General features: G+C 43.3%; 20 protein-coding genes and 1 tRNA gene. 9 read left to right on the top strand and 12 right to left on the bottom strand.

What is annotated here, in order from left to right; genetic code table 11:
- Nucleotides 1–182: 182 nt before the first annotated feature.
- The gene (locus ACVW0P_RS15890; RefSeq protein ID WP_457132969.1) at nucleotides 183–1,907 is read right to left on the bottom strand and encodes a S41 family peptidase; all 1,725 of its coding nucleotides are present in this window, start codon (nucleotides 1,905–1,907) and stop codon (nucleotides 183–185) included.
- Between the two features lie 63 nt (nucleotides 1,908–1,970).
- Nucleotides 1,971–2,186, bottom strand: coding sequence for a hypothetical protein (locus tag ACVW0P_RS15885; RefSeq protein ID WP_354427052.1), 216 nt, complete (start codon nucleotides 2,184–2,186; stop codon nucleotides 1,971–1,973).
- Between the two features lie 124 nt (nucleotides 2,187–2,310).
- On the opposite strand from ACVW0P_RS15885, the gene ACVW0P_RS15880 reads away from it, so the two are divergent.
- On the top strand, nucleotides 2,311–2,898 hold the full coding sequence (locus ACVW0P_RS15880) for a porin family protein (protein ID WP_354427053.1): 588 nt from the start codon (nucleotides 2,311–2,313) through the stop codon (nucleotides 2,896–2,898).
- Nucleotides 2,899–3,273: 375 nt separating this feature from the next.
- Here ACVW0P_RS15880 and ACVW0P_RS15875 read toward each other — a convergent pair.
- Nucleotides 3,274–3,385 (bottom strand) — tRNA-Asp (locus ACVW0P_RS15875).
- A 151-nt stretch (nucleotides 3,386–3,536) separates the two neighbouring features.
- Here ACVW0P_RS15875 and ACVW0P_RS15870 point away from each other — a divergent pair.
- Nucleotides 3,537–4,013: an Lrp/AsnC ligand binding domain-containing protein gene (locus ACVW0P_RS15870; protein WP_252758844.1), complete on the top strand. Its 477-nt coding sequence runs from the start codon at nucleotides 3,537–3,539 to the stop codon at nucleotides 4,011–4,013.
- 165 nt (nucleotides 4,014–4,178) lie between these two features.
- Here the strand turns inward: ACVW0P_RS15870 and ACVW0P_RS15865 are convergent, their stop codons facing one another.
- The 4 genes from ACVW0P_RS15865 to ACVW0P_RS15850 all read right to left on the bottom strand — a co-directional run bounded on the left by ACVW0P_RS15865 (nucleotide 4,179) and on the right by ACVW0P_RS15850 (nucleotide 8,064).
- A complete protein-coding gene (locus tag ACVW0P_RS15865) occupies nucleotides 4,179–5,366 on the bottom strand; it encodes a class I SAM-dependent rRNA methyltransferase (protein WP_457132968.1) in 1,188 nt (395 codons plus the stop codon).
- A 30-nt stretch (nucleotides 5,367–5,396) separates the two neighbouring features.
- Nucleotides 5,397–5,999, bottom strand: coding sequence for a flavodoxin family protein (locus ACVW0P_RS15860; protein WP_457132967.1), 603 nt, complete (start codon nucleotides 5,997–5,999; stop codon nucleotides 5,397–5,399).
- Between the two features lie 227 nt (nucleotides 6,000–6,226).
- Complete coding sequence (locus ACVW0P_RS15855; protein ID WP_457132966.1) at nucleotides 6,227–7,351, bottom strand: DUF6515 family protein; 1,125 nt, start codon at nucleotides 7,349–7,351, stop codon at nucleotides 6,227–6,229.
- A 143-nt stretch (nucleotides 7,352–7,494) separates the two neighbouring features.
- Nucleotides 7,495–8,064, bottom strand: coding sequence for a thiamine pyrophosphokinase (locus tag ACVW0P_RS15850; RefSeq protein ID WP_457132965.1), 570 nt, complete (start codon nucleotides 8,062–8,064; stop codon nucleotides 7,495–7,497).
- A 120-nt stretch (nucleotides 8,065–8,184) separates the two neighbouring features.
- Between ACVW0P_RS15850 and dinB the strand changes: the two genes are divergently transcribed.
- The 5 genes from dinB to ACVW0P_RS15825 all read left to right on the top strand — a co-directional run bounded on the left by dinB (nucleotide 8,185) and on the right by ACVW0P_RS15825 (nucleotide 14,122).
- Complete coding sequence (dinB, locus tag ACVW0P_RS15845; RefSeq protein WP_457132964.1) at nucleotides 8,185–9,243, top strand: DNA polymerase IV; 1,059 nt, start codon at nucleotides 8,185–8,187, stop codon at nucleotides 9,241–9,243.
- Nucleotides 9,244–9,468: 225 nt separating this feature from the next.
- Nucleotides 9,469–9,807 carry a hypothetical protein gene (locus ACVW0P_RS15840; protein ID WP_457132963.1) on the top strand — a complete coding sequence of 113 codons (339 nt, stop codon included), beginning with the start codon at nucleotides 9,469–9,471 and terminating at the stop codon, nucleotides 9,805–9,807.
- A gap of 102 nt (nucleotides 9,808–9,909) precedes the next feature.
- Nucleotides 9,910–11,439, top strand: coding sequence for an ammonium transporter (locus tag ACVW0P_RS15835; RefSeq protein ID WP_457132962.1), 1,530 nt, complete (start codon nucleotides 9,910–9,912; stop codon nucleotides 11,437–11,439).
- A 65-nt stretch (nucleotides 11,440–11,504) separates the two neighbouring features.
- Nucleotides 11,505–12,731 (top strand): Na+/H+ antiporter NhaA, encoded by a 1,227-nt coding sequence (gene nhaA, locus ACVW0P_RS15830; RefSeq protein ID WP_457132961.1) that lies wholly within the window; start codon nucleotides 11,505–11,507, stop codon nucleotides 12,729–12,731.
- Nucleotides 12,732–12,823: 92 nt separating this feature from the next.
- Entirely contained in the window at nucleotides 12,824–14,122 is a 1,299-nt protein-coding gene (locus ACVW0P_RS15825) for an ammonium transporter (protein ID WP_457132960.1), read from the top strand.
- A 227-nt stretch (nucleotides 14,123–14,349) separates the two neighbouring features.
- Here the strand turns inward: ACVW0P_RS15825 and ACVW0P_RS15820 are convergent, their stop codons facing one another.
- Nucleotides 14,350–15,366, bottom strand: coding sequence for a dipeptide epimerase (locus ACVW0P_RS15820; RefSeq protein ID WP_457132959.1), 1,017 nt, complete (start codon nucleotides 15,364–15,366; stop codon nucleotides 14,350–14,352).
- 55 nt (nucleotides 15,367–15,421) lie between these two features.
- Here ACVW0P_RS15820 and ACVW0P_RS15815 point away from each other — a divergent pair, with 55 nt between their 5' ends.
- Nucleotides 15,422–16,411: a hypothetical protein gene (locus tag ACVW0P_RS15815; RefSeq protein ID WP_457132958.1), complete on the top strand. Its 990-nt coding sequence runs from the start codon at nucleotides 15,422–15,424 to the stop codon at nucleotides 16,409–16,411.
- Here the strand turns inward: ACVW0P_RS15815 and ACVW0P_RS15810 are convergent.
- Genes ACVW0P_RS15810 through ACVW0P_RS15795 form a run of 4 tightly spaced genes read right to left on the bottom strand, consistent with a single transcriptional unit; the run spans nucleotide 16,408 to nucleotide 19,831 of the window.
- A complete protein-coding gene (locus tag ACVW0P_RS15810) occupies nucleotides 16,408–17,013 on the bottom strand; it encodes a rhomboid family intramembrane serine protease (protein ID WP_457132957.1) in 606 nt (201 codons plus the stop codon). The two genes, ACVW0P_RS15815 and ACVW0P_RS15810, sit on opposite strands and share 4 nt — an antisense overlap.
- Nucleotides 17,010–18,752, bottom strand: coding sequence for a M14 family zinc carboxypeptidase (locus ACVW0P_RS15805; RefSeq protein ID WP_457132956.1), 1,743 nt, complete (start codon nucleotides 18,750–18,752; stop codon nucleotides 17,010–17,012). The genes ACVW0P_RS15810 and ACVW0P_RS15805 overlap by 4 nt, the downstream gene beginning before the upstream one ends.
- A 4-nt stretch (nucleotides 18,753–18,756) precedes the next feature.
- Complete coding sequence (locus ACVW0P_RS15800; protein WP_457132955.1) at nucleotides 18,757–19,110, bottom strand: MmcQ/YjbR family DNA-binding protein; 354 nt, start codon at nucleotides 19,108–19,110, stop codon at nucleotides 18,757–18,759.
- A 1-nt stretch (nucleotide 19,111) separates the two neighbouring features.
- Nucleotides 19,112–19,831 (bottom strand): hypothetical protein, encoded by a 720-nt coding sequence (locus ACVW0P_RS15795; protein ID WP_354427071.1) that lies wholly within the window; start codon nucleotides 19,829–19,831, stop codon nucleotides 19,112–19,114.
- 82 nt (nucleotides 19,832–19,913) lie between these two features.
- Between ACVW0P_RS15795 and pepT the strand changes: the two genes are divergently transcribed.
- Complete coding sequence (pepT, locus tag ACVW0P_RS15790; protein WP_457132954.1) at nucleotides 19,914–21,167, top strand: peptidase T; 1,254 nt, start codon at nucleotides 19,914–19,916, stop codon at nucleotides 21,165–21,167.
- Nucleotides 21,168–21,190: the final 23 nt, after the last annotated feature.

The raw sequence follows: 21,190 nt of genomic DNA, 5'->3' as shown, positions 1-21,190 counted from the left end.
TTTTTATGTTTTAATGCAGGTATGACAGATATAGCTTGTTATAGTTTAAACTTAAAATAGTTATAACATCGATGTTACATCAAAATACAAGAGGAAAGGCAGAGGATGCAAAATAACCTCCAAATAGTCGAAAAGCTTTGTATGGTTAAATCGTCTCGATTCTTGGCTCTTATTTCTCGCTTCTAATCCCTATCTTCTTTTTTACCGGCCATGGCTAATACGGGTTTGCCTATGGTTTTATAATCGCCTATTCCTTTAAGGATAGCTGCCAGCTGAGCTTTATCCTGCATCGTTTTTACAGCTTCGGCCAGTTCCTTATCATACTTAAAGTTAGCTTCGTAGCGGCCTTTCTCGTACGCGTATCGTGATGCTATTTCGTTTTCAAGCACCTGCTTTATTTCTTCCTTATGTAGTTGCAGATCGTTCTTTTTGCTGCTGGCCATTTTGGTTTTAAGCGCATCGTACTCGGCCTGGATCTCGGTAAACTGCTTCTCCCTGGTCGCTTCTGTTTTTAAGCTGCCCAGCATTTTTTCGGATATGGTGCTATAAGTATAATTCTTACCTTCCAGGTATTTGGTAAAATCGGCATACCCATCATCTGTTAAAGTAAAGGATTTTGGGTCTATAGGCTGCGGATGCGCGTTACGGTATTTTGTAGCGTAATCAAAAACAAACAGCTTGCTTACCAGCGTTTGGGTAATGTTAGCGAACCTATCCTGCTTTATATAGATATCCGGGTATATGCCGCTGCCATCATAAACCGAGCGGCCATTACGGGTTTTAAACTCGTGGATAGAAGAATCGGCCATTTTAATAACACTACCATCATCTTTACGATGGGTGTAATCCAACTCTTGAACACAGCGGCCCGATGGTACGAAGTATTTAGCCACCGTTACTTTTACCAAACTATTGTAAGGCAGGTTAAAGGTTTGTTGTACCAAGCCTTTACCGTAGCTGCGCTGGCCTATTATAATAGCCCTATCCAGATCCTGCAACGCACCGGCTACAATTTCTGATGCTGATGCCGAGCGGCTGTTAACCAATACCACCAACGGTAAATTTGGTTCTAAAGGAGTTGATACTGTATTATAAGTAAAATTCTTTTCTTTAACTTTTCCGCGTTGCGATACCACCTGTACATCTTTTTGTACAAACAAGTTCACTATTTTAACGGCTTCCTGCAAGATGCCGCCACCGTTAGATCGTAAGTCGAGGATGATCCCGTTGGGGTTGTTCTTTTTAAGCGCAACAAGCGCGGTAGTAACTTCTTCGGCCGAATTTTCTAAAAACTTATTCAGTTTTATATAACCCATGTTGTTGGCTACCATGCCGGTGTAAACTACATTTGGCTGTTTTATCTCGTCGCGGGTTATGGTTTTTACAAGCGGGGCTTCGGCATCGCGCTTCATTAGTAATTTAATTACCGCGCCTTTAGATCCTTTAAGCAGTTGGCTCACCTGGTCGTTAGTTTTACCGGCAAGCTCAATATCGTTTATCTTCAGCATCTGGTCACCCTGGCGTATATCTGCCTTTTGGGCCGGGAAGCCGGCAAATACATCAGACACGTAAACTTTGCTATCACGCAAAAAAATGCTTGCACCTATGCCACCATATTGGGTGCTTACATAATGCAGTTTGTAATCTTCAATTTCAGATTCGGGCACAAACTCGGTATAAGGGTCCAGCCCCTCCAGCATAGCATCAACACCTGTTTTAATCAGTTTTGCCGAGTTTATATCATCAACATAATTAATGTTAACCTCTTTATATACCGATGCAAATACATCCAGGTTTTTCGAGATTTGGAAAAGATCGTCCTGAAAACTCCATAAACTAACAGCAATTGCCAGCCCGCCAATATATATCGCCTGTTTTTTGTATTTGCTTATCACACTTTTTTCCATGCTCCCAACCTCTTGAACTATAAATATATAAAAGCCAAACGGCTTTTATATAATAAACTAAATTTAAAGGCGGTTAGTATCCATGTTCACCAACGCTTTGGTAAGAGTAAATACCACGTATTTACGGTCGCGGTTAACCAGGTCCATCAGGCGGGTTATCAGGCTGTCTTCCTGGCCTTCGGTATATTGTAATTGCTCGTCGGTAAGGTTGTTATATTTGCGCTGAACCTTAATTTTTATACGTTCCCAATCCTTGTTACTGATCGTTATCTCTGCCATACAATAAAATATTTAAGCAAAAATATAAAAAATACCCCGCTACAGGCGTTTAATATGCTGCAGAGTGTTAAACTTTTAACAACATGCACATCTAACTTTTTTTATCAACTAAACAATTACTACTATGAAGAAATGTTTGTTAAGCGTTGCCATACTATTTATGGCGGCAATAAGTGCCCAAGCACAGTTCTCGCTGGGTGCCAAAGCGGGCGTCAACTTTTCCAAGATCAGTGCCAATAATGTAAGCGAGTCTACCGTTGCCGGGTATCAGGCAGGTTTATTTGCGCGTTTTGGAAGTAGCCTTTATTTACAGCCCGAGCTATATGTAGCCAGCAGCGGCGGTAAGTTCGATTTTAATAACAACGGCGGCACTGTAACTACAAATGGTAAGGTAACCTTTACCAGCATCAATATACCATTATTAATAGGTAAAGGTTTTGGTGGCGATAACCTAAACTTTAGGATTATGGGCGGCCCGGTTTACAGCTACCTGATGGATAAGAACCAAAACTTTAGCGATAACGTAAGTGGCGCTTACAATGATTTTGGCAATTACAAAAAAAGCACGCTGGGTTACCAGGTAGGTGGGGGTATTGATATTGGCCATATAACTGCCGATTTGCGTTACGAGGGTGGCCTTACTAAAATAAACGAAAGTTATGGCCAGCGCCAAAATATATGGGCTTTAAGCGTAGGCTTTAAATTCTTTTAATGAGAGATCTGATTAATTAAATATTATGCGAAGATCCCGGTAAACAGCCGGGATTTTTTGTTTATTAGTATATCAACACGGGATAATGAAGTAAAATCCAATACCCGAAGTTCAAAATTCAATATGAAATGGCCGTGTGATAGGTTAGAAAAAAAGTCTCTTATACAAGTAAAGCCCCTGATGGGCAGGGGCCTTTACTAACCAATTATAAACCTAAATTATGAGAAGAGCTGTAGGAGAAGGGGTCGAACCTTCAAAGAGTGGTTATTCTTATTGCTAAGAGTTTCCCATTATCTCCGCCACCGCGACAAGGAGGTGTGTCTGCCAAAATTTCACCATCCTACAGGATGTTAATTAGATCTTCCGATCTAATAGCTGTTGGGGAAGGGTTCGAACCTTCACAGAGTGGTTAGCCCGCTTCGGGTTTTCCATATTCTCCGCCACCGGGACAAGGAGGTGTGTCTGCCAAAAATTTCACCACCCAACAATGTTTGTTTTTAAAGAACAATAAAGCAATTGTCATTTGCTCTATACAAATCTAACAGAGTTGATACTTTCTTGCAAATATTTCAACAAAATATTTTTATTTTTACTTTAATTATAATTATACTTGTATTTGAATATAGATATTTAAAATTATGCCTCACAGGAAACCTCAAAATTTAGAAATTGATAATCTGGATATACAGATTTTATCGATATTGATGAAAAATGCGACCACCCCTTACACCGAAATCGCAAAAGAATTGATCGTTTCAGGCGGAACCATACACGTGCGGATGAAAAAGTTAGAGGAGATGGGTGTAATTAAAGGTGCCAGCCTGGAAGTAAACCCTCAAAAACTGGGGTATGATGTAACCGCTTTCCTGGGAATATTCCTGGAGAAAGGGTCGCAGTATAACGATGCCGTAAAACAATTAAAGGCCGTGCCCGAAATTGTAGAGCTGCATTATACAACCGGCAGCTACAGTATCTTCGCTAAAATTGTATGCCACGATACCAACCACCTGCGCGAGGTATTGAACGAAAACATCCAAAGCGTAAAGGGCATACAACGCACCGAGACCTTTATATCTCTTGAAGAAAGCATCAAAAGGCAAATAACTTTAGATTAATTTTTACTTAGGTTTCCTGCCGATAGTATAACCGCGCATAATTGCGTGGTATAAAGCAATCTCCAAACTGTGTATTACGCATAGTTTGGAGGTTGCTTTGTTATGAATGGGTTGCCGTGACCAAGCCTATATATTAATGACATATTTAGTTAGCAGGAAATTATTCTACCAAACCCTGCACAATAACCCCTTCAAATACTCCCCTTCCGGGAATGATGCCCTAACGGGATGGTCTTCGGGTTGGTGAAACTGGTAGATGAACTGCACCTGCTTGCCGGCATCAAGGGCAGCCCAGGCCAATACTTGTTTAAAAGTTTCCATATCCATAGCGCCAGAGCAGGAGAAGGTAGCCAGCAAGCCGCCGCTGTTTAGCAGTTGCATGCCTAACCGGTTAAGATCTTTATAAGCCCGCGATGCCCTATCCAACGCCGACCGCGATGGCGCATACTTTGGCGGGTCTAGCACAATAATATCAAACTTGGCGTCTTCATCCCTAAACTTACGTAGCTGTACGTTCACGTCAGATTTTATGGCATTATGCACCGTACCCTCAAATTTATTTAGGCGGATGTTTTCCTCAAGCGTTTCCAGCGCCAGTGCAGAGCTATCAACACTGGTTACCGATGCCGCGCCATGTTTAAACGCGTTTAAGGTAAAGCCGCCGGTATAGCTAAAACAATCCAGCATTCTCTTGCCTTTTGCATAGCTTGCCAATAGCTGGCGGTTATAACGCTGATCGCAATAAAAGCCTGATTTTTGGCCTTCGGCGATGTTGATGCCATAGCTGATGCCATTCTCTTTTACCATCACCAATTCGGGTGGTTGGTTGCCGGCCAATAAAACGTTGGTGGTTTCCAGCCCCTCGTGCGAGCGGGATGTTGCATCACTTTTATCAAAGATGCTGGTTGGCTTTAAAAGTGCGTTAAGCTCATCTATAATAACCGGCATGGCGTTTTGCATACCCAATGTTAACACCTGCACAGCTAAGTGGTCGGCGTATTTATCTACAATAAGGCCGGGCAGGTAATCAGATTCGCTGAAGATCAAACGGCAGGTATCCGTTGTTCCATCAGCAAGGATATGGGCACGGCCGGCAACAGCAACCTGTACCTTTTCACGAAACCAATTGTCATCAACGGTTACACTTTCATCCCACTCCAATAACCTGACGGCAACGCGCGATTGATCATTGTAAAAACCGTAAGCCAGGAAACCATTCTTGCTATCCAACAGGCGGATAATTTCGCCATTGGCAGGTTCTCCCTTCACATTTTCTATCGCGCCAGAAAATACCCAGGGGTGCTTATGCAATACGGCTTTCTCTTTACCTTTCTTTAATACAACGTCGATCATACCGCAAAGGTAATAATATCAACGCCAATGTTATTCCCTGCCGGGAATGGGTGTGGTTTTTAAGGCTGTAGCAACCGCCACCACATTTGCGGCAGCAGCCCTACCCGTTTGTATCGACCATTCTTTTCGATAATCGCTCTCCAGGTAGTTATCCCCGGGACCGGGACCATTGTTCCAATAGGTGTAAGATTGCGGCGCGATGGTAAAGCCAACGTCCATCAGCACGCCTGCTATTTCTGATACTACGTGGCGGGCGCCATCCTCTGCACCTGTTACTACAAAGCCCGCAACCTTGTTAAAAGTAACCGGCCGGTTCTGTGCGTCACGTTTTGGGTAAAGCCCGTTTATACGCTCTAAAACTTTCTGAGCTTCGCTGCTCATGGTTCCCATCCAGGTGGGGGTGGCTATGATTAATATCTCGGATGCTAAAAGCTCTTCTAAAATAGCGGGCCAGGCATCGCCTTCGCCCATGTTAGATTTTATACCCGTGATAATATTGAGATCTGCCACGCGAATCATGTTCGTTTCAACCCCAAGGCTTTCCAGCTCGCCAACAAACTCTTTAGCCAATGCTTCAGTATTTGATGCTGCCGGCGACGGCTTAAGGGTGCAATTTAATATTAGGGCTTTCATAATTAATAGTCCTGTAAATAGGTTTATGGCACACGTTTGAGCGAGCCTGACAAACATCGGCACATTTCGGTAATGCCTATGATGCACATGTCTCATAACTTAACAAATAATGCACGGGGGATAAAAATTGTTTGGATAAATCCCAGCCCCGGGTTTATCTGTAAATATAGGGCACAAAAAACGGCAGGTGCTGCAAAGCACCTGCCGTTAAATACATTTTAAATAATTTAGTTATTGTCTTCGGGCTCGTCTGTTGCAAGGCCTACAACTTTATAAACTTTGTTATTATCGTTATCGCGTGTTTCCTGGAAATAAGTCCCATCAGGAGCAACGTATAATTTTTCGCCATTTACTTTGATCTTACGGCTATCCTGCGGCAAGGTGGTTAAAACGTCACCTATCTGATAAGGCTGGTCGTATTCGGCACCGGCACCTGCGCCACCATCGGCTGTATTTAGTTCACCATCTTTACCGGCAACTTCGTAAACAACGATACCATTATCTTTGGTAACCGCGCGGTAATACACACCATTACTTTCGTAGTATTGCTCGCCATTAATAGTAATAGCATCTGCTTTAGAAGGCAATGAGTTTACTTCGGCACCAACCGGTGGTTCAACCACGGTGTATTGGTTATTGTATTGCTGGTAGTATAAACCATCGCTGTAGTAGTATTGGTAATCGCCGTAATAGAAAGGGTAATAACCAAATGGTAACACACCTATACTAAAACCTATCCGTGGCAAATAATACGAATTGTAAAACCCACGGTTGTTATAAAATCCACGGTTAAAATAACGCGAACCACCGTAGTAGCCACGATTATAACCATACCCGTAACGGCCATAGTTGCCACCACGGTAACCGCCTCTTACACCACTACCGTAAGTGCCGCGGCTATAGCCATAATTACCACGGCTGCCGGCAACTGCTGTACCACGGCCGCTAAAGCCTGTTGTACCTCTTGTTCCGGCTATGCCGCTATTATTCGGGCGATTAAAACCACCAGACGGACGGCTGAACCCACTATTATTCGGGCGACTGAAACCACCTGACGGACGGCTAACACCTGCATCACCTGACGGGCGACTAAAACCACCTGATGGACGGCTTACGCCAACACCGGCAGACCCTCCTGAAGATGGGCGGCTAAAACCACCGCTACTGCCACTGCTTGACGGACGGCTAAAACCGCCGCCGCCACCGCCGCCACTAAAGCCACCTGATGAACGGCTTCCGCCGCCACCGCCACCACCTCTGCTACCACGTTGGGCATTGGCAGATAGGCCGAAAGACAGGAGTAACACTCCGCTTAAGGCAATACTTAATAATTTTTTATATCCTGTTTTCATCTTGAAATTTATAATTGATCGGCACCTTCAAAGCCGACGTATGTATACGACTAAGAAACACATCAACGGTTTAATTGATGTTTAATTATTTTTGTACAAAAAACAGGCCGCTAATCAGCCTGTTTGTCAGGCTTGTATCCTAATCAGATCTCTTCTGATATAAAAAGGAAACCTCCATCGAAATCAAGGCTGATAAAACCATCGTTGGTTGTTACAAAACCACCATCGCCATTATCAGTTAACCCCCCGGTTTTCACGTTTGATGATACCAATAAAATACAAATATTTTCGCCTGCAGGTTTCCATTTACTAAAGCCAGGGGTAACAGCGTAAATTTTTTGGTTGCCGCTATATATTACGATGTTTATTTTAGGGGTGAAGGCTGTAAAATCATCAAGGCTAACCACATCGGCCACTACATTAACGGCTTTGTATTCGTTTTGGATGAGGAAGTTTAAAGCGGCCTCTACCTGCGATGTCCCCGCTTGCGGGATCTGTTTGATATCTGATTGCAGGGTTTCGTCAATTTCATCGGCTACAATAATATCTATCTTTATTTCGTAGCTGTTCATCTGCTCGGCAATTAGCGGCGTAGTTATTACCGTTGGGCTCCACTCCAGCAATTGGCCCAATAACTCTTCCTCGAAATTATCGACACTTAATAACAGCAGGGCAGGTTCCTGTTTTTCGCGTACAATGTGATGGGATGACATTATATTTATATGCAGTTGAGTAATTTTGCCAAAGGTAAATTAAATAAACAGTTTTAATATCCGTAGCATACAGTGGCCGACAACGAAATATCGATAAAACGTAAAATAATCCATATTGATATGGACGCATTTTACGCGTCGGTAGAGCAGCGCGATTTCCCCGAGTACCAGGGCAAGCCTCTCGTTGTTGGCGGCCTGCCCGAAGGACGGGGTGGTGTGGTTGCTACTGCCAGTTACGAAGCCCGCAAGTTTGGCATCCGCTCGGCCATGTCGTCTAAACAAGCTTTACAGCTTTGCCCGCATGCCATATTTGTAAAGCCACGGTTTGCGGCTTATAAGGAAGTATCGCAAAAGATCCGCGAGATTTTTGGGCGATATACCGATCTGATAGAACCGCTCTCGTTGGATGAGGCGTACTTGGACGTTACTAACGATAAACTATCGATAGGCTCTGCTATCGAGATCGCGCAACAAATAAAACAAGCCATAAAAGATGAATTGAACCTTACTGCATCTGCCGGGGTATCTATCAATAAGTTTGTAGCGAAGATCGCGTCGGATATTAAGAAGCCCGATGGTTTGATGTTCATAGGCCCGTCATCCATAGAAAATTTCATGGAGCAGCTGCCGGTAGAAAAGTTTTACGGCGTAGGCAAGGTAACAGCCCAAAAAATGAAAAAACAGGGCCTGTTTACGGGTGCCGACCTAAAGAAATTAACCCTGAAAGATATGACCGGCTGCTTTGGTAAAGCAGGCACCTTTTATTATAATATAGTGCGGGGTATTGATGACCGCGACGTGCAACCTCATCGCGAAACAAAATCAATGGGCGCTGAAGATACTTTTGCTTACGACCTGACCGATATTGAGGAAATGCACGCCGAGTTGGAAAAGATAGCCAAAACAGTGCATGACCGGCTATTAAAATATCATTTAAAAGGGCGCACCGTCACCCTCAAGATAAAATACAGCGACTTTAAGCAAATAACACGCAGCCTTTCACTCCCGGAGAATATAGATGATGCCAATACTATATTGAGCACATCTAAAACATTACTTGCCGCTACCGATACCGAAAATAGCCGGGTAAGGTTGTTGGGAATCACAATTTCTAACTTTTTGCCTATAGAAACTAAGGTAAAACCGCAAACAGACCAGCTTTTTCTCTTTGACATTTGAAATAATCCAATAATCCCTGCCGATTTCCTGAATTTTCTGAAAAGATATAATTATCTGGCCTGAATTTAAAAATATGCCCATAAAATGATAAAATAAAGGTTTTTCAGACACCAGATATTAAATAAATAAGATTAATTTTTCATTATAAGACCGGTTTTTTGAATGAATTTACAAAAAAATACAATTTTTATTGATAGTATTGTTTTAATATTGTTATTTTAGCATGTGCAACTGACAGTATTGAAAGATATTTTAATGATTAGCAATGGATTTAAGCCATTAAGGGATTTAATTTCCGCGCCATTTAGATATATTATTAATTTAATAGTTGTTTTTCGTTTAAATAACATTGCTGAAACCTTAATCATCGTAAAAAATAAGTCTGTTTACATGATTAATGATATTAAAAACACCAAAACCCTTGATAGGGCTTTCTTTTTTATCCAAAACAAGCCAAAATTTGCATTAAACACCGCGACAGTTTATATAAATGTTTCTAATTGTGATTTAATTAAACCGGCATCAGCTTACAGGTTGCACCTTGGGCTGGTGCTGTTTTCTTAGTACTATTTAAGCTAACAACACCGGGGCTATTATTCATTGTCGCGCACTAAAATACTGACCTGACTAATAATAACTATTAACTAAACTTTATCCTTTAAAACTATGAAATTAAAATTTCTACCAAAAAAAATCCCATCCTACCTGCTTGTTGGCCTGGTAGTATTAGTGTTGCTAACGGTTTTCCAGCCACTGCGCTCTCTGGCACAAGATGCTACAGGCGCTAAAACCGGAACCGCAGCCGATGTTACAGCTGCAAAATCCGGTCAGCCAACCGCTACCGAAATTGTTGACGCTATTGGGCACAACAAAATTGCCATCAACATCATGTGGACCCTTATAGCAGGGTTCCTGGTAATGTTTATGCAAGCTGGTTTCGCTTTGGTTGAAACCGGGTTTACACAAAAGAAAAATGTTGCACATACCATGGGTATGAACTTTATGGTTTATGCGATCGGCATGTTCGGATTTTGGGTTTGCGGCTTTGCATTTATGTTTGGCGGCGCGCTTAACGCAGCTACTTTAGGCGGCGCACCGGGCGTAGTAAGCCACGAAGTTGTGATACACTTGTTTGGGCACGACTTTGGCATTGCCGGCTCTGTTGGATTTTTCTTAAACAGCAAGGTTTATGATGTGGGTGTATTTACCCTTTTCTTATTCCAAATGGTATTTATGGATACGACCGCCACTATCCCTACGGGTTCAATGGCTGAAAGATGGTCATTTAAGTCTTTCCTGATATTTGGCTTATTCATCTCCATGTTCGTGTATCCAATATACGGCAACTGGGTTTGGGGTGGCGGCTGGCTGTCTCAACTGGGCGCTAATTTTGGATTAGGGCATGGCATGGTTGATTTTGCGGGCTCATCTGTTGTGCACCTTGTTGGTGGTATTGCAGCCCTTGCAGGCGCTATAATTATTGGCCCGCGTATCGGCAAGTTTAATGCCGATGGTTCAGCTAACACTATCCCCGGGCACAATATCCCAATGGCATTATTAGGTACTTTTATTTTGGCTTTAGGCTGGTTTGGCTTTAACCCTGGCTCTACATTGGCCGGTGGCGATTTTCGTATCAGTATAGTTGCCGTAAATACCATGATGGCCGGTACCGCTGGCACACTGGCTGTGTTAGCTATATTGTACATGCAAGGTAAAAAACCAGACCCGGGTATGCTTGCAAATGGCATGCTTGCAGGTTTGGTAGCTATAACAGCACCTTGCGCGTTTGTTAACTCATTATCATCGGTTATAATTGGCGCAATAGCGGGTTGCCTGGTTGTATTAGTTATTCATCTGATGGATAATAAATTTAGAATTGACGACCCTGTAGGCGCGTTTGCAGTGCATGGCGCCAATGGCGCATGGGGCGTTTTATCATTAGGCCTTTTTGCTGATGGTTCATACGGCGATGGCTGGAATGGTGTTAAAGGCACTGTAAAAGGTGGCTTTTATGGCGATTGGGGCCAGCTTGGCGCACAGTGCATTGGCACAGTAACCTGTGTAGTATTTGTATTTATCGTGATGTACATCTTCTTTAAAATATCAAATAAAATTACCCCTATCAGGGTTAAAGCAGAAGATGAGATTGCAGGGCTTGACATACCTGAAATGGGCGTTTTAGGCTACGTAGATTAATTTGAATCATAATAAATACCTGGCTACATCAAATACAGCCGGGTATTTATAACTATAACATTGCCATGGAAAAATTACTGATCAAAGCAATTAATCCGTTAAGGATATTAATAAATGACAGCCGCTTTACCGGCATCATGCTTATTGTGTGTACCATGGTATCTATGTTACTGGCTAATATGAGCGGAGTTACGCACCTGTACCGGGATTTTTGGAACCGCGACTGGTTACATAACCCCACATCTTTTCATGCACCTGAAAACTTTACGAGCTTTATAAATAATTTCCTGATGGCATTCTTTTTTTTAATGGCCGGGATGGAAATTAAAAGGGAGTTGATCAATGGTGAACTTTCGAGCTTAAAAAAAGCCATTTTGCCATTTGGCGCTGCTCTTGGTGGCATGGCTGTTCCTGCTATGATATTTGTGGCGTTTAATTTACACACCAGCTATGTACATGGCTGGGGCATACCTACCGCCACTGATATTGCTTTTTCTGTAGGGGTTGCGTCGTTATTGGGCAGCCGGGTACCTGTAGGGTTAAAAATATTACTTATGGCCCTTGCTATAATTGACGACCTTGGCGCCATTGTGGTAATAGCCTTATTTTACGGCGGCCATCTTAACTGGGTGTTGTTAGGTATTGCAGCTATACTTTACGCGGCATTATTTGCCTGCAACTATTTTAAGGTAAAGTTTGGTGTGATACAAATAACATTGTCGTTATTGATATGGTATGCGATATTTAACTCTGGTGTTGAGGCAAGTATAACAGGCGTATTGGTGGCATTTGCTACCCCTGTAAAAACATTGCCTAAAATTGAAAAAGCCATTCACGGCTGGGTTAACTTTTTGATTTTGCCCCTTTTTGCACTTGCTAATACAGCCATATTAATGCCCGAGCACATCGTAAGTTCATTAGGGACAAGCTTGGGTATGGGTATCATATTTGGCTTGGTTATAGGTAAACCGGCAGGCATTTTCTTGTTCAGCCGTGTGCTTGTAGCATTAAAATTGGCCAGCCTGCCAAATAATGTTAAATGGAAACAGGTTTTTGGTATGGGCACGTTGGCCGGCATCGGTTTTACCATGTCCATCTTTACAACAATGCTTGCTTTTAAGGTAGAAGCATTGCAGGATATTGCAAAAGTGGCCATTTTGGTAAGCGTACTATTATCCCTGGTATTCAGTCTCGCTTATTTCATAATCTTTAACATTAAATCCAATATCCAGTATTTAACCGACGAGTTGAAAAACTCTTCTATGAATGAACCGGCTATGAGGTTAAACTGATCATTACATTAATTATAAAAATTAATTATCGGCCCAACCACCCGATTAATTAACTATGTACTAAACAATCAATTATTAACTTAAATCTTAACATGAAAAAAATTGTACCCTTTGGAATTCTCGTTATTGTAGTTATCCTGGCGTTTATGTACCCGGGAGCAACAGTAGCTGCCAAACCGGCAACTTACAATGGTGCCGATGTTGCATGGTTACTAATTTCAACCGCGCTGGTATTATTAATGACACCGGGTCTTGCCTTCTTTTACGGCGGTATGGTGCGTAAAAAGAACGTCATCTCTACCATGTTACAAAGCTTTGTATGTATGGGCCTTATCACTATCATCTGGGTGGTGTTTGGTTTCAGCATGGCTTTTGGTGAAGATGTTGGCGGCCTTGGCTTAATTGGTAACCCTAAATCATTCTTCATGATGCAAAACACTCTGGGTGTAGCATGGGGAACTATCCCGGTTATCCTTTTCGCAATGTTCCAGTTAAAGTTCGCGGTTATTACCCCGGCGCTTATTACAGGTGCATTTGCTGAGCGTATCCGTTTCAACTCATACTTAATTTTCATCACACTTTTCATTATTGTAATTTACATCCCTCTGGCTCATGCTACATGGCACCCTGAAGGTATCTTCTTTAAATATGGTGTGTTAGACTTTGCAGGTGGTACCGTGGTACACATGTCTGCCGGTTGGGCTGCACTTGCATCGGCACTTTACCTTAAAAAACGTACCGGTGCAGAAGAGGTTCACACACCGGCACGTATCAGCTACGTAATATTAGGTACAGGTTTACTTTGGTTCGGCTGGTTCGGTTTCAACGCGGGTTCTGCATTAGGTTCTGGTGAACTTGCTGCTACTGCATTAGCAACTACAACTACAGCTTCTGCTGCCGCTGCCATGTCATGGATCTTCTTTGATATCCTTAGAGGTAAAAAACCATCGGCAATGGGCGCTTGTATAGGTGCTGTTGTGGGTTTGGTTGCTGTAACACCAGCCGCAGGTTTTGTAACCGTATCAAGCTCGTTAATAATTGGTATAGTTGCCGCGGTTGTAAGTAACCTGGTAGTTATCTGGAGAAGCAAAACCAACATCGATGATACCCTTGACGTATTCCCTTGCCACGGTGTGGGTGGTATGGTAGGTATGTTAATGACAGGTATTTTTGCTACCAAAGCTGTTAACAGCGCTGGCGCTAATGGCTTGGCTTACGGCGAAACTTCATTATTCATCAAACACGTTGTTGCATTGGTGGCAGTATCGGTATTTGCTTTTGTAGGTGCATTTGTACTACTTAAAATAACCGACCTGATCAGCCCGCTACGCGTTACTCCTGAAGAAGAGCTTGCAGGTTTGGACGTAAGCCAGCACGACGAAGAACTATAATAACAACACTATACTGACTAAACTAACTAACGAAGAAAAGGGGGTGCGAAAGCATCCCTTTTTTGATTTTAAGACTTTTTCCAATGTCATTGCGGCTATTTACTCACCCGGTCATTGCTTTGCTCGACTATCCTCTCTTCACTGCGCGCAAAGAGGATAAAATATTTTATTTTTTTCTACCCTCTCTGCTTCGCAAAGAGGGTCGCCAGCGAAGCGTAGCGAGTAAATTACCCGATAACATTCAACCCCAACCCTACTTTATCACTTAACACCCACTTACCATCAACCATCGCGGGTATTTGATACGGATTGTTTGTGGTGAGTAACGGCCCGTCAATGTCGGCCCAATCGCATTGTGGGGCAAGGGCGGCGGCGGCAAGGGTGGCGCAGCTGGTTTCGCTCATACAGCCTATGAGTATTTTAAGATCAAGTTCGCGGGCTTTGTTTATCATTTGTTTAGCCTCGTACATTCCGGCAGATTTCATGAGTTTGATATTGATGCCGTGGTAAACACCTTTGGCATCATCAACATCTGACAAACGCTGCACAGCTTCGTCTCCAATGATGGGGATGGGGCTGTGTTCTGTTATCCAGGCATTGCCGTCGATGTCCGTTTTTAGCATCGGCTGCTCTATTAGTTTTACACCTTGTTCGTGCAGCCAAAAGATCAGATCGAGGCTTTGTTTACGGTCAGTCCACCCTTGGTTGGCATCTACATACAGCGGCACATCGGTAACCGATCGAATGGTTCGGATCAGTTCTTTATCGCTATCGCGGCCAAGCTTTACTTTTATCACTTTTAGGCCTTTGGCTTCTTTAACTTTTTGCAGGATGATGTCTTCTGTATCGATGCCAATGGTATAACTGGTCACCGGCATTTTGGCGGGGACGCTGCCTAATAACTCCCAACATGGCTTACCTTGTAGTTTTCCATCCAGATCATGCAGGGCAATATCAATAGCCGCTTTTATGGCCGGCTGGCCGGGGGTTATGCTATCCAGATAATTAATAATCAAAGCAAAATCAAACGGAAACCTAAATTGGCTTAAATCTACCGTGCTTAAAAACGCCGCGGCGCTTTGGTGGCTTTCGCCCATGTAAGGCACCATGGACGCTTCGCCATAGCCGGTTTGGCCTTCGTGAGTAAGCTGTACCAGCATCAAAGGCGTGCTTGTACGCGAAAATTTGGCGATGGTGAATGTGTGCTTTAGAAGTAGCTCGAAGGGTTGATAAGTAAGCCGCATGTCAATAATACCAAAGCTAAAACATTAAGTTAATTTCCTGCTTATCTTTGCAGCCATGCCGGCACAAATTTACGCACCGTTCGAACGTTTTAACTTTAGTAACCGCAACTGCTTTTTAACAGGCGCGGCCCTGCAAAGCGAAGAAGAAAAGATCCAGGTGTTCCCCCAATGGCTAATGAGCCTTTACAACCTGGAAGACCAGCCTTTTAAACTGCTCGACGAAAGCATAGCTACATACAAAGACCTGAAGATCCCGTGCTCAGCTGCCGTTAACGAGGAATATTTAGACCCGCTTGAACTGGAAGTTGCTGCCGCGTTTGCCAATGGCTACGAAGGCGTAAAGGCGCTTGATGAGCTAAAGCTTTTTCAATGGACCAGCAAACTTTTATACGGGATTATCTTTAACGAGATCCAATCAGGCATTAAAATGATGCATGCGCAGGGCGAGGAGTTTAGCGTATCGCAAGCCATTATCCATAAATTTAGCCACCTGCATTTGATGCTGCAGAGCCTTAACCTGCCTATTATATTTGAAGAGTTTAAACCTTACAGCCTATTTTTATTTAAGGTAGATAACAAGCCCGAAGAGTTTGGCTACCGCGATGAGATCAACACCCAAACATTTGCTTTGCGGATAAAAGATTTTGGCCTCGTAATTTGTCTACAGGACAATGCCGCCAACTTTGGTTATCATCATAAAATTTACAGCCAGATAAAAGACGACTTGCTGCACCCTATCCAGTTCGATGAATTTAGCGGCCGGGTATTTTACAGCAACTACCTGTTTAACCGCCTGCCGGAGTATAATATTTTACCCGTTGGCGAAGATATTTATATTGAAGATATGCCCCTGCGCGGCATAAGCAGCAAGCCATTATTTGATGAATGGACCAACAAAACCTACGGGCAAGTATTAGAAAACTTCTGGAAAAACTGGGGTTTCCTGCTCTTAGAGATTATCAAAAACCCGAATGAACCCATGAGCTTTTTGTTTGATGCCGATGGTAACAAAATAAGCAAAGAAGCTATCGATCTGCCTAATTAAAACTGCCTTACAAATTCATTAATAACATCGTGGTGCAACGCGAATGTAATCACTACGCCGCTAACCGCGCCATATAAGTGGGCATCGTGGTTAACATTATCCCGCGCGTGTTTGGATGCAAAGTGGCAGTACACCAGGTATAGTATCCCGAAGATCCAGGCGGGGATAGGTATCGGTATAAACATTAAACCCATTTGTGCCTTTGGGTTAAACATGATAAAGCTGAATATCACTGCGCTGATGGCACCTGAGGCGCCAAGGCTATTATACCAAATGTTATCTTTATGTTTTTGGATGGATGGGAGGTCGCTTAATATCAAACTGAGCACATATAGCAAACCAAACTGCCAGTGCCCCAGCATACTCTCTAACTGAAAAGCAAAGAAATAATACGACAGCATGTTAAAAAACAGGTGGTTCCAGTCTTTATGGATCAGCCCGCTGGTGATAACTGTGTACACCTTGTGCCCACGCGATACGTTATAGGGATTCAATATAAATTCGCCATAGATATTCTCGTTAGAGAAAGCCCAAAGCGAGGTAGCCATTGTAATTACAAATATGATTGACGCCACGGGCGACGCCAGGAAAATTTCCATCATTGCAGGTTGAGTTTAGAATTGGTAAGCAACCTGCCTATCGGATAGCGCAGGTAAGTTTTTTCGAAATAAGGCGAGTTTCGGTACACCCAGTTGAGTTGCGCGCCCGCGCTTGCCGCCAATTTAGGGTCGGCCGCTTTGGCATCATCCAGTTTCTTGCGGAGCCCCGGGTTATCCTTTAGCATTTTGGCGGCAACATCTTCAAAAACATAATCAGAAAAGTATTCTTTTTGGCCGAGCACGCTATCAAAAAAGTTCCAGGCGAAGAAGGAGTCTACGCCTTGCGGTTCCAGCGTTTCTACAATATAGCGGTTAATGGGCTGGTTTACATACACCACGTAATCGCCCTCGTAAAACTTCACTTTATCATCCACCGGATTTAGCTTTACATTGGTATGGATGTAGTGCCCTTCGTACGGCCTTGTGCCCGTCTTGTAATCGGCAATGTTATACATCTGCAAACTCAGCGTAGTATCATGCGCCAGGCGGCTCATGGCAACGTTGTTTAACTTAAATAAATCGATAACCTTGCCCCACGCTTGCGGGATAATGTACGCTACAGGCTTATCTGCAGTAGCACTTGCTTTGTAGGTGTTATAAAACTTTATAGGTTTGCTATAAGGCTTTTCACGGTCATAAAAAAGCCGTTTAAGGCCGCTTACGTCGCTGGTTTTATATTCGGCGGCGTAGCCTTTAAAGGTGATGGTATCTACTTTGTTTTCATCCAATATCCAGTTAAGGGCGAAGGTTTTTTGTTTGCTCACTTCGGCATCAACCCGCTTTTTCATAATGCCTAAAACTGTCGCATCACGCTGACAAATGTTTATTAGGTTTTGCATAAAAGCATAGGTTGCCCACACGCGTTTATCAAAAGGTTTAAGCATATGCGTTTCCGTCATATAACTAATGATGTTATGCTGTGCAGCAAAACCGGTAGAAAAGCGCGGCGTTTCCATAAAGCTAACAATTCCGCTATCTGGCAGGCCTTGTTCACCGGCCCCGTAAGGGATCATTTCATAACCACTTTTTTTCATCCCTTTATACAGGTCGGGCGTAAGGGTTTTATCTGTATAGGCTGCCAATATTGGATTTTGTTTATCCTTTTGGGTTTCTATCAGCGTCATCACGTACTGGTAGTCGGCACCATCGCTGGTGTGGTTATCCAGTAAAACTTCCGGCTGCCAGGTGTTCAGGATCTGCGTAAAGGCAAGGGCATTTTTACTATCGGCCTTTATAAAATCGCGGTTAAGGTCCAGGTTGCGGTAGTTGCCCCGAAAGCCATAAGCGCGGGGGCCGTTTTGGTTTACGCGCGATACGCCGCGGTTCATATTACCATCAATATTGTACAGGGCAATAAAGCAAAGCACTACGTCTTTTGGCAATTGATTCTTTTTTAGCAGATCCCGCACCAGCATCATACTGGCATCAATGCCCTCGGGCTCGCCGGGGTGGATGCCGTTGTTGATGAGCAATACACGCTTGTTTTGCTTTTTGATTTGCGCCGGGTCAAACACCTTATCTTTAGATAAAACTACTAACATTAGCGGCTTGCCAATATCCGTGCTACCATAATTAAAAAGGTGCATTTGCGGCTGTGCTTTGGCGAGGCTTTTATAATAGGTCATCACCTCAGCATACGTGGCCGTGTAATTTTTATCCTTGCTTTGCTCAAAGGGGGTAAGCTGGGCGTAACCCCGCAGCCAGCAACAAAGGGCAATCAGCAGAAAGAAATTTCTTTTCATAACATTATTTACTGTCGGCAATTTCGGCCTGCAGCTTTTTGGGTAAACTCGCAAAAACCAGGTCGTATGAGTGGTCTATCATCTCACGCAATTGTTTATTGGTAAGCGAACCATCGGTATGTACGGTGTTCCAATGTTTTTTATTCATGTGAAAGCCGGGCTGCACTTCGCTGTACTGCTCCCGTAGTTCAATGGCACGCTCCGGGTCGCATTTTACGTTAAAACTTGGCGAATCTAATCCGGTAAGCATAAAAACCTTATCGGCCACTTTAAAAACAAGTGTATCCTCACCAAACGGGAAGCTTTCGGTAACACCTGGTTTATCCAGGCAGTAATCGCGTAGTTCTTCTATGTTCAACTTAGTACCCCCTAATCTCTTTATCGTATGAATTTTGGCCGCCAAAGTTCACCTTAATACCTACGGTAATTTGCCTGTATTGGTCAAGCGCGTTGTTCTTAAACTTAGTGGTAGGGTCGGCGTAACCATCAATACCCTCGCCAAAGGTTATATTATGCTGATAACCAATGTCCAGGCGGATGTTTGGCTGGTCATATTCGTTATAAAACTTAAACTCGTAACCAAAACGCAAAGGGATTATCAGGTTAACGCCGCTATCTGTGCCCGGAAACATATAAGGAGGGTTAATAACACTTACCCTTTGTGTTTTAACGCTATTCATGATACCACCTATACCTGACCCCAGGTAAAAGTTTTTCAGCACATTCAATACCGTGCTGCCCTGGTAATTCATTATTTCGCCGGCCTGCACATCCATATGCACTATTACCGCCTTATAATTGTTTTCGTATTGGCGGCCGTCTTTATCTATCTTAAGGTCTGTGCCACCGCCGGATAGTTTACCTATCTGGAACTCTAAACCAATAGGCACATAAGGTGTATAAAAATAATTGAGGGTTAACGCAAACGATTTATTATTATACTCTTTTTTAAGATCGGCATACGGGCGGTTTAAACTTGCGCTTAAACCAATACCAAAGGTGGCATAGTTTAAACTACCCTGCGCCTTACCTTTATAAAAGGCTAATGCCAGTACAATAAATAAAAGATACTTTTTCAATTGAATTTATGTTTGATATTTACAAATTAGCTGCGGTTAAACACAACCGGGCAAATAAAATTTCCACTAATATAGGCTTTCTATGGATTTTAACACACCCTTAAGTTACACTGCTACCGATAGATTTTTACGGTATGTACAGATAGATACACAATCTGACCCCGCATCCACAACAATACCCTCTACCCAAAAGCAAAAAGACCTTGGCCGTTTACTGGTAACCGAACTATTAGAAATAGGCATTAATGATGCCCATCTCGACGAATATGGCTATGTGTATGCCACCATTCCGTCTAATTCTGATAAGGCCGACATACCGGTGATCTGCTTTTGTTCACACATGGATACCTCGCCGGATTGCAGCGGCAAGGGCGTTAAACCCCTCATCCACAAAAATTACCAGGGGGGTGATATTTCCCTGCCGGATGATGCTGCACAAATTATCAAATTGAAAGACCATCCCGACCTGAAAAACCAACTGGGAAATGACATTATAACGGCATCGGGCACTACACTTTTGGGGGCGGATAACAAAGCCGGACTTGCCGAAATAATGGACGCCTGCCACCAGTTGATGCATCACTCCAAAATAAAACATGGAACCATAAAGATATTATTTACACCCGATGAAGAGATTGGCCGAGGGGTAGATAAGACCGATATTGCCAAGATTGGTGCATTTGCCGCCTATACTATGGATGGCGAAAGCGCCGGCAACATGGAAAATGAAACCTTTAGCGCCGATGGTGCAAAACTTACCATAAACGGCATAAGCGCGCACCCCGGGTTTGCGCAGGGCAAAATGGAAAGCGCAATAAAAATTGCAGGTAAAATAGTTTCGGCTTTGCCGGATAATTTGTCGCCGGAACACACTGCAGATATGCACGGCTTTGTGCACCCGGTTGATCTAAGCGGGCATGTAGAAACCGCCGTTGTCGATTTTATTATTCGCGATTTTGAAGAAGAGAATTTAAAAAAGCATGCAGATGTTATACGGAAGGTGGCCGACGAAATATTAAAAGGTTATCCAAACGCTACATATACATTAGAAACGCACCAGCAATACCGCAACATGAAAAATGTGCTGGCCCAACACCCGCAAATTGTAGATTACGGGATGGAAGCCATGCGCCGTGCAGGCCTGCAGCCAAAACTTTGCAGCATCCGTGGCGGCACCGACGGTTCGCGGTTATCTTTCATGGGTTTGCCTACACCTAATATTTTTGCAGGCGAACATGCTTTTCACAGCAAGCAGGAGTGGGTATCTGTACAGGATATGCAAAAAGCGGTTGATACTATTTTGCACTTATGTATGGTTTGGGAAGAAAAGGGATAATACAGGCGATTATTGTTCAATGC

The sequence above is a fragment of the Mucilaginibacter sp. UYNi724 genome (assembly GCF_054057495.1).
This window is presented reverse-complemented; position numbering and strand designations above follow the sequence as displayed.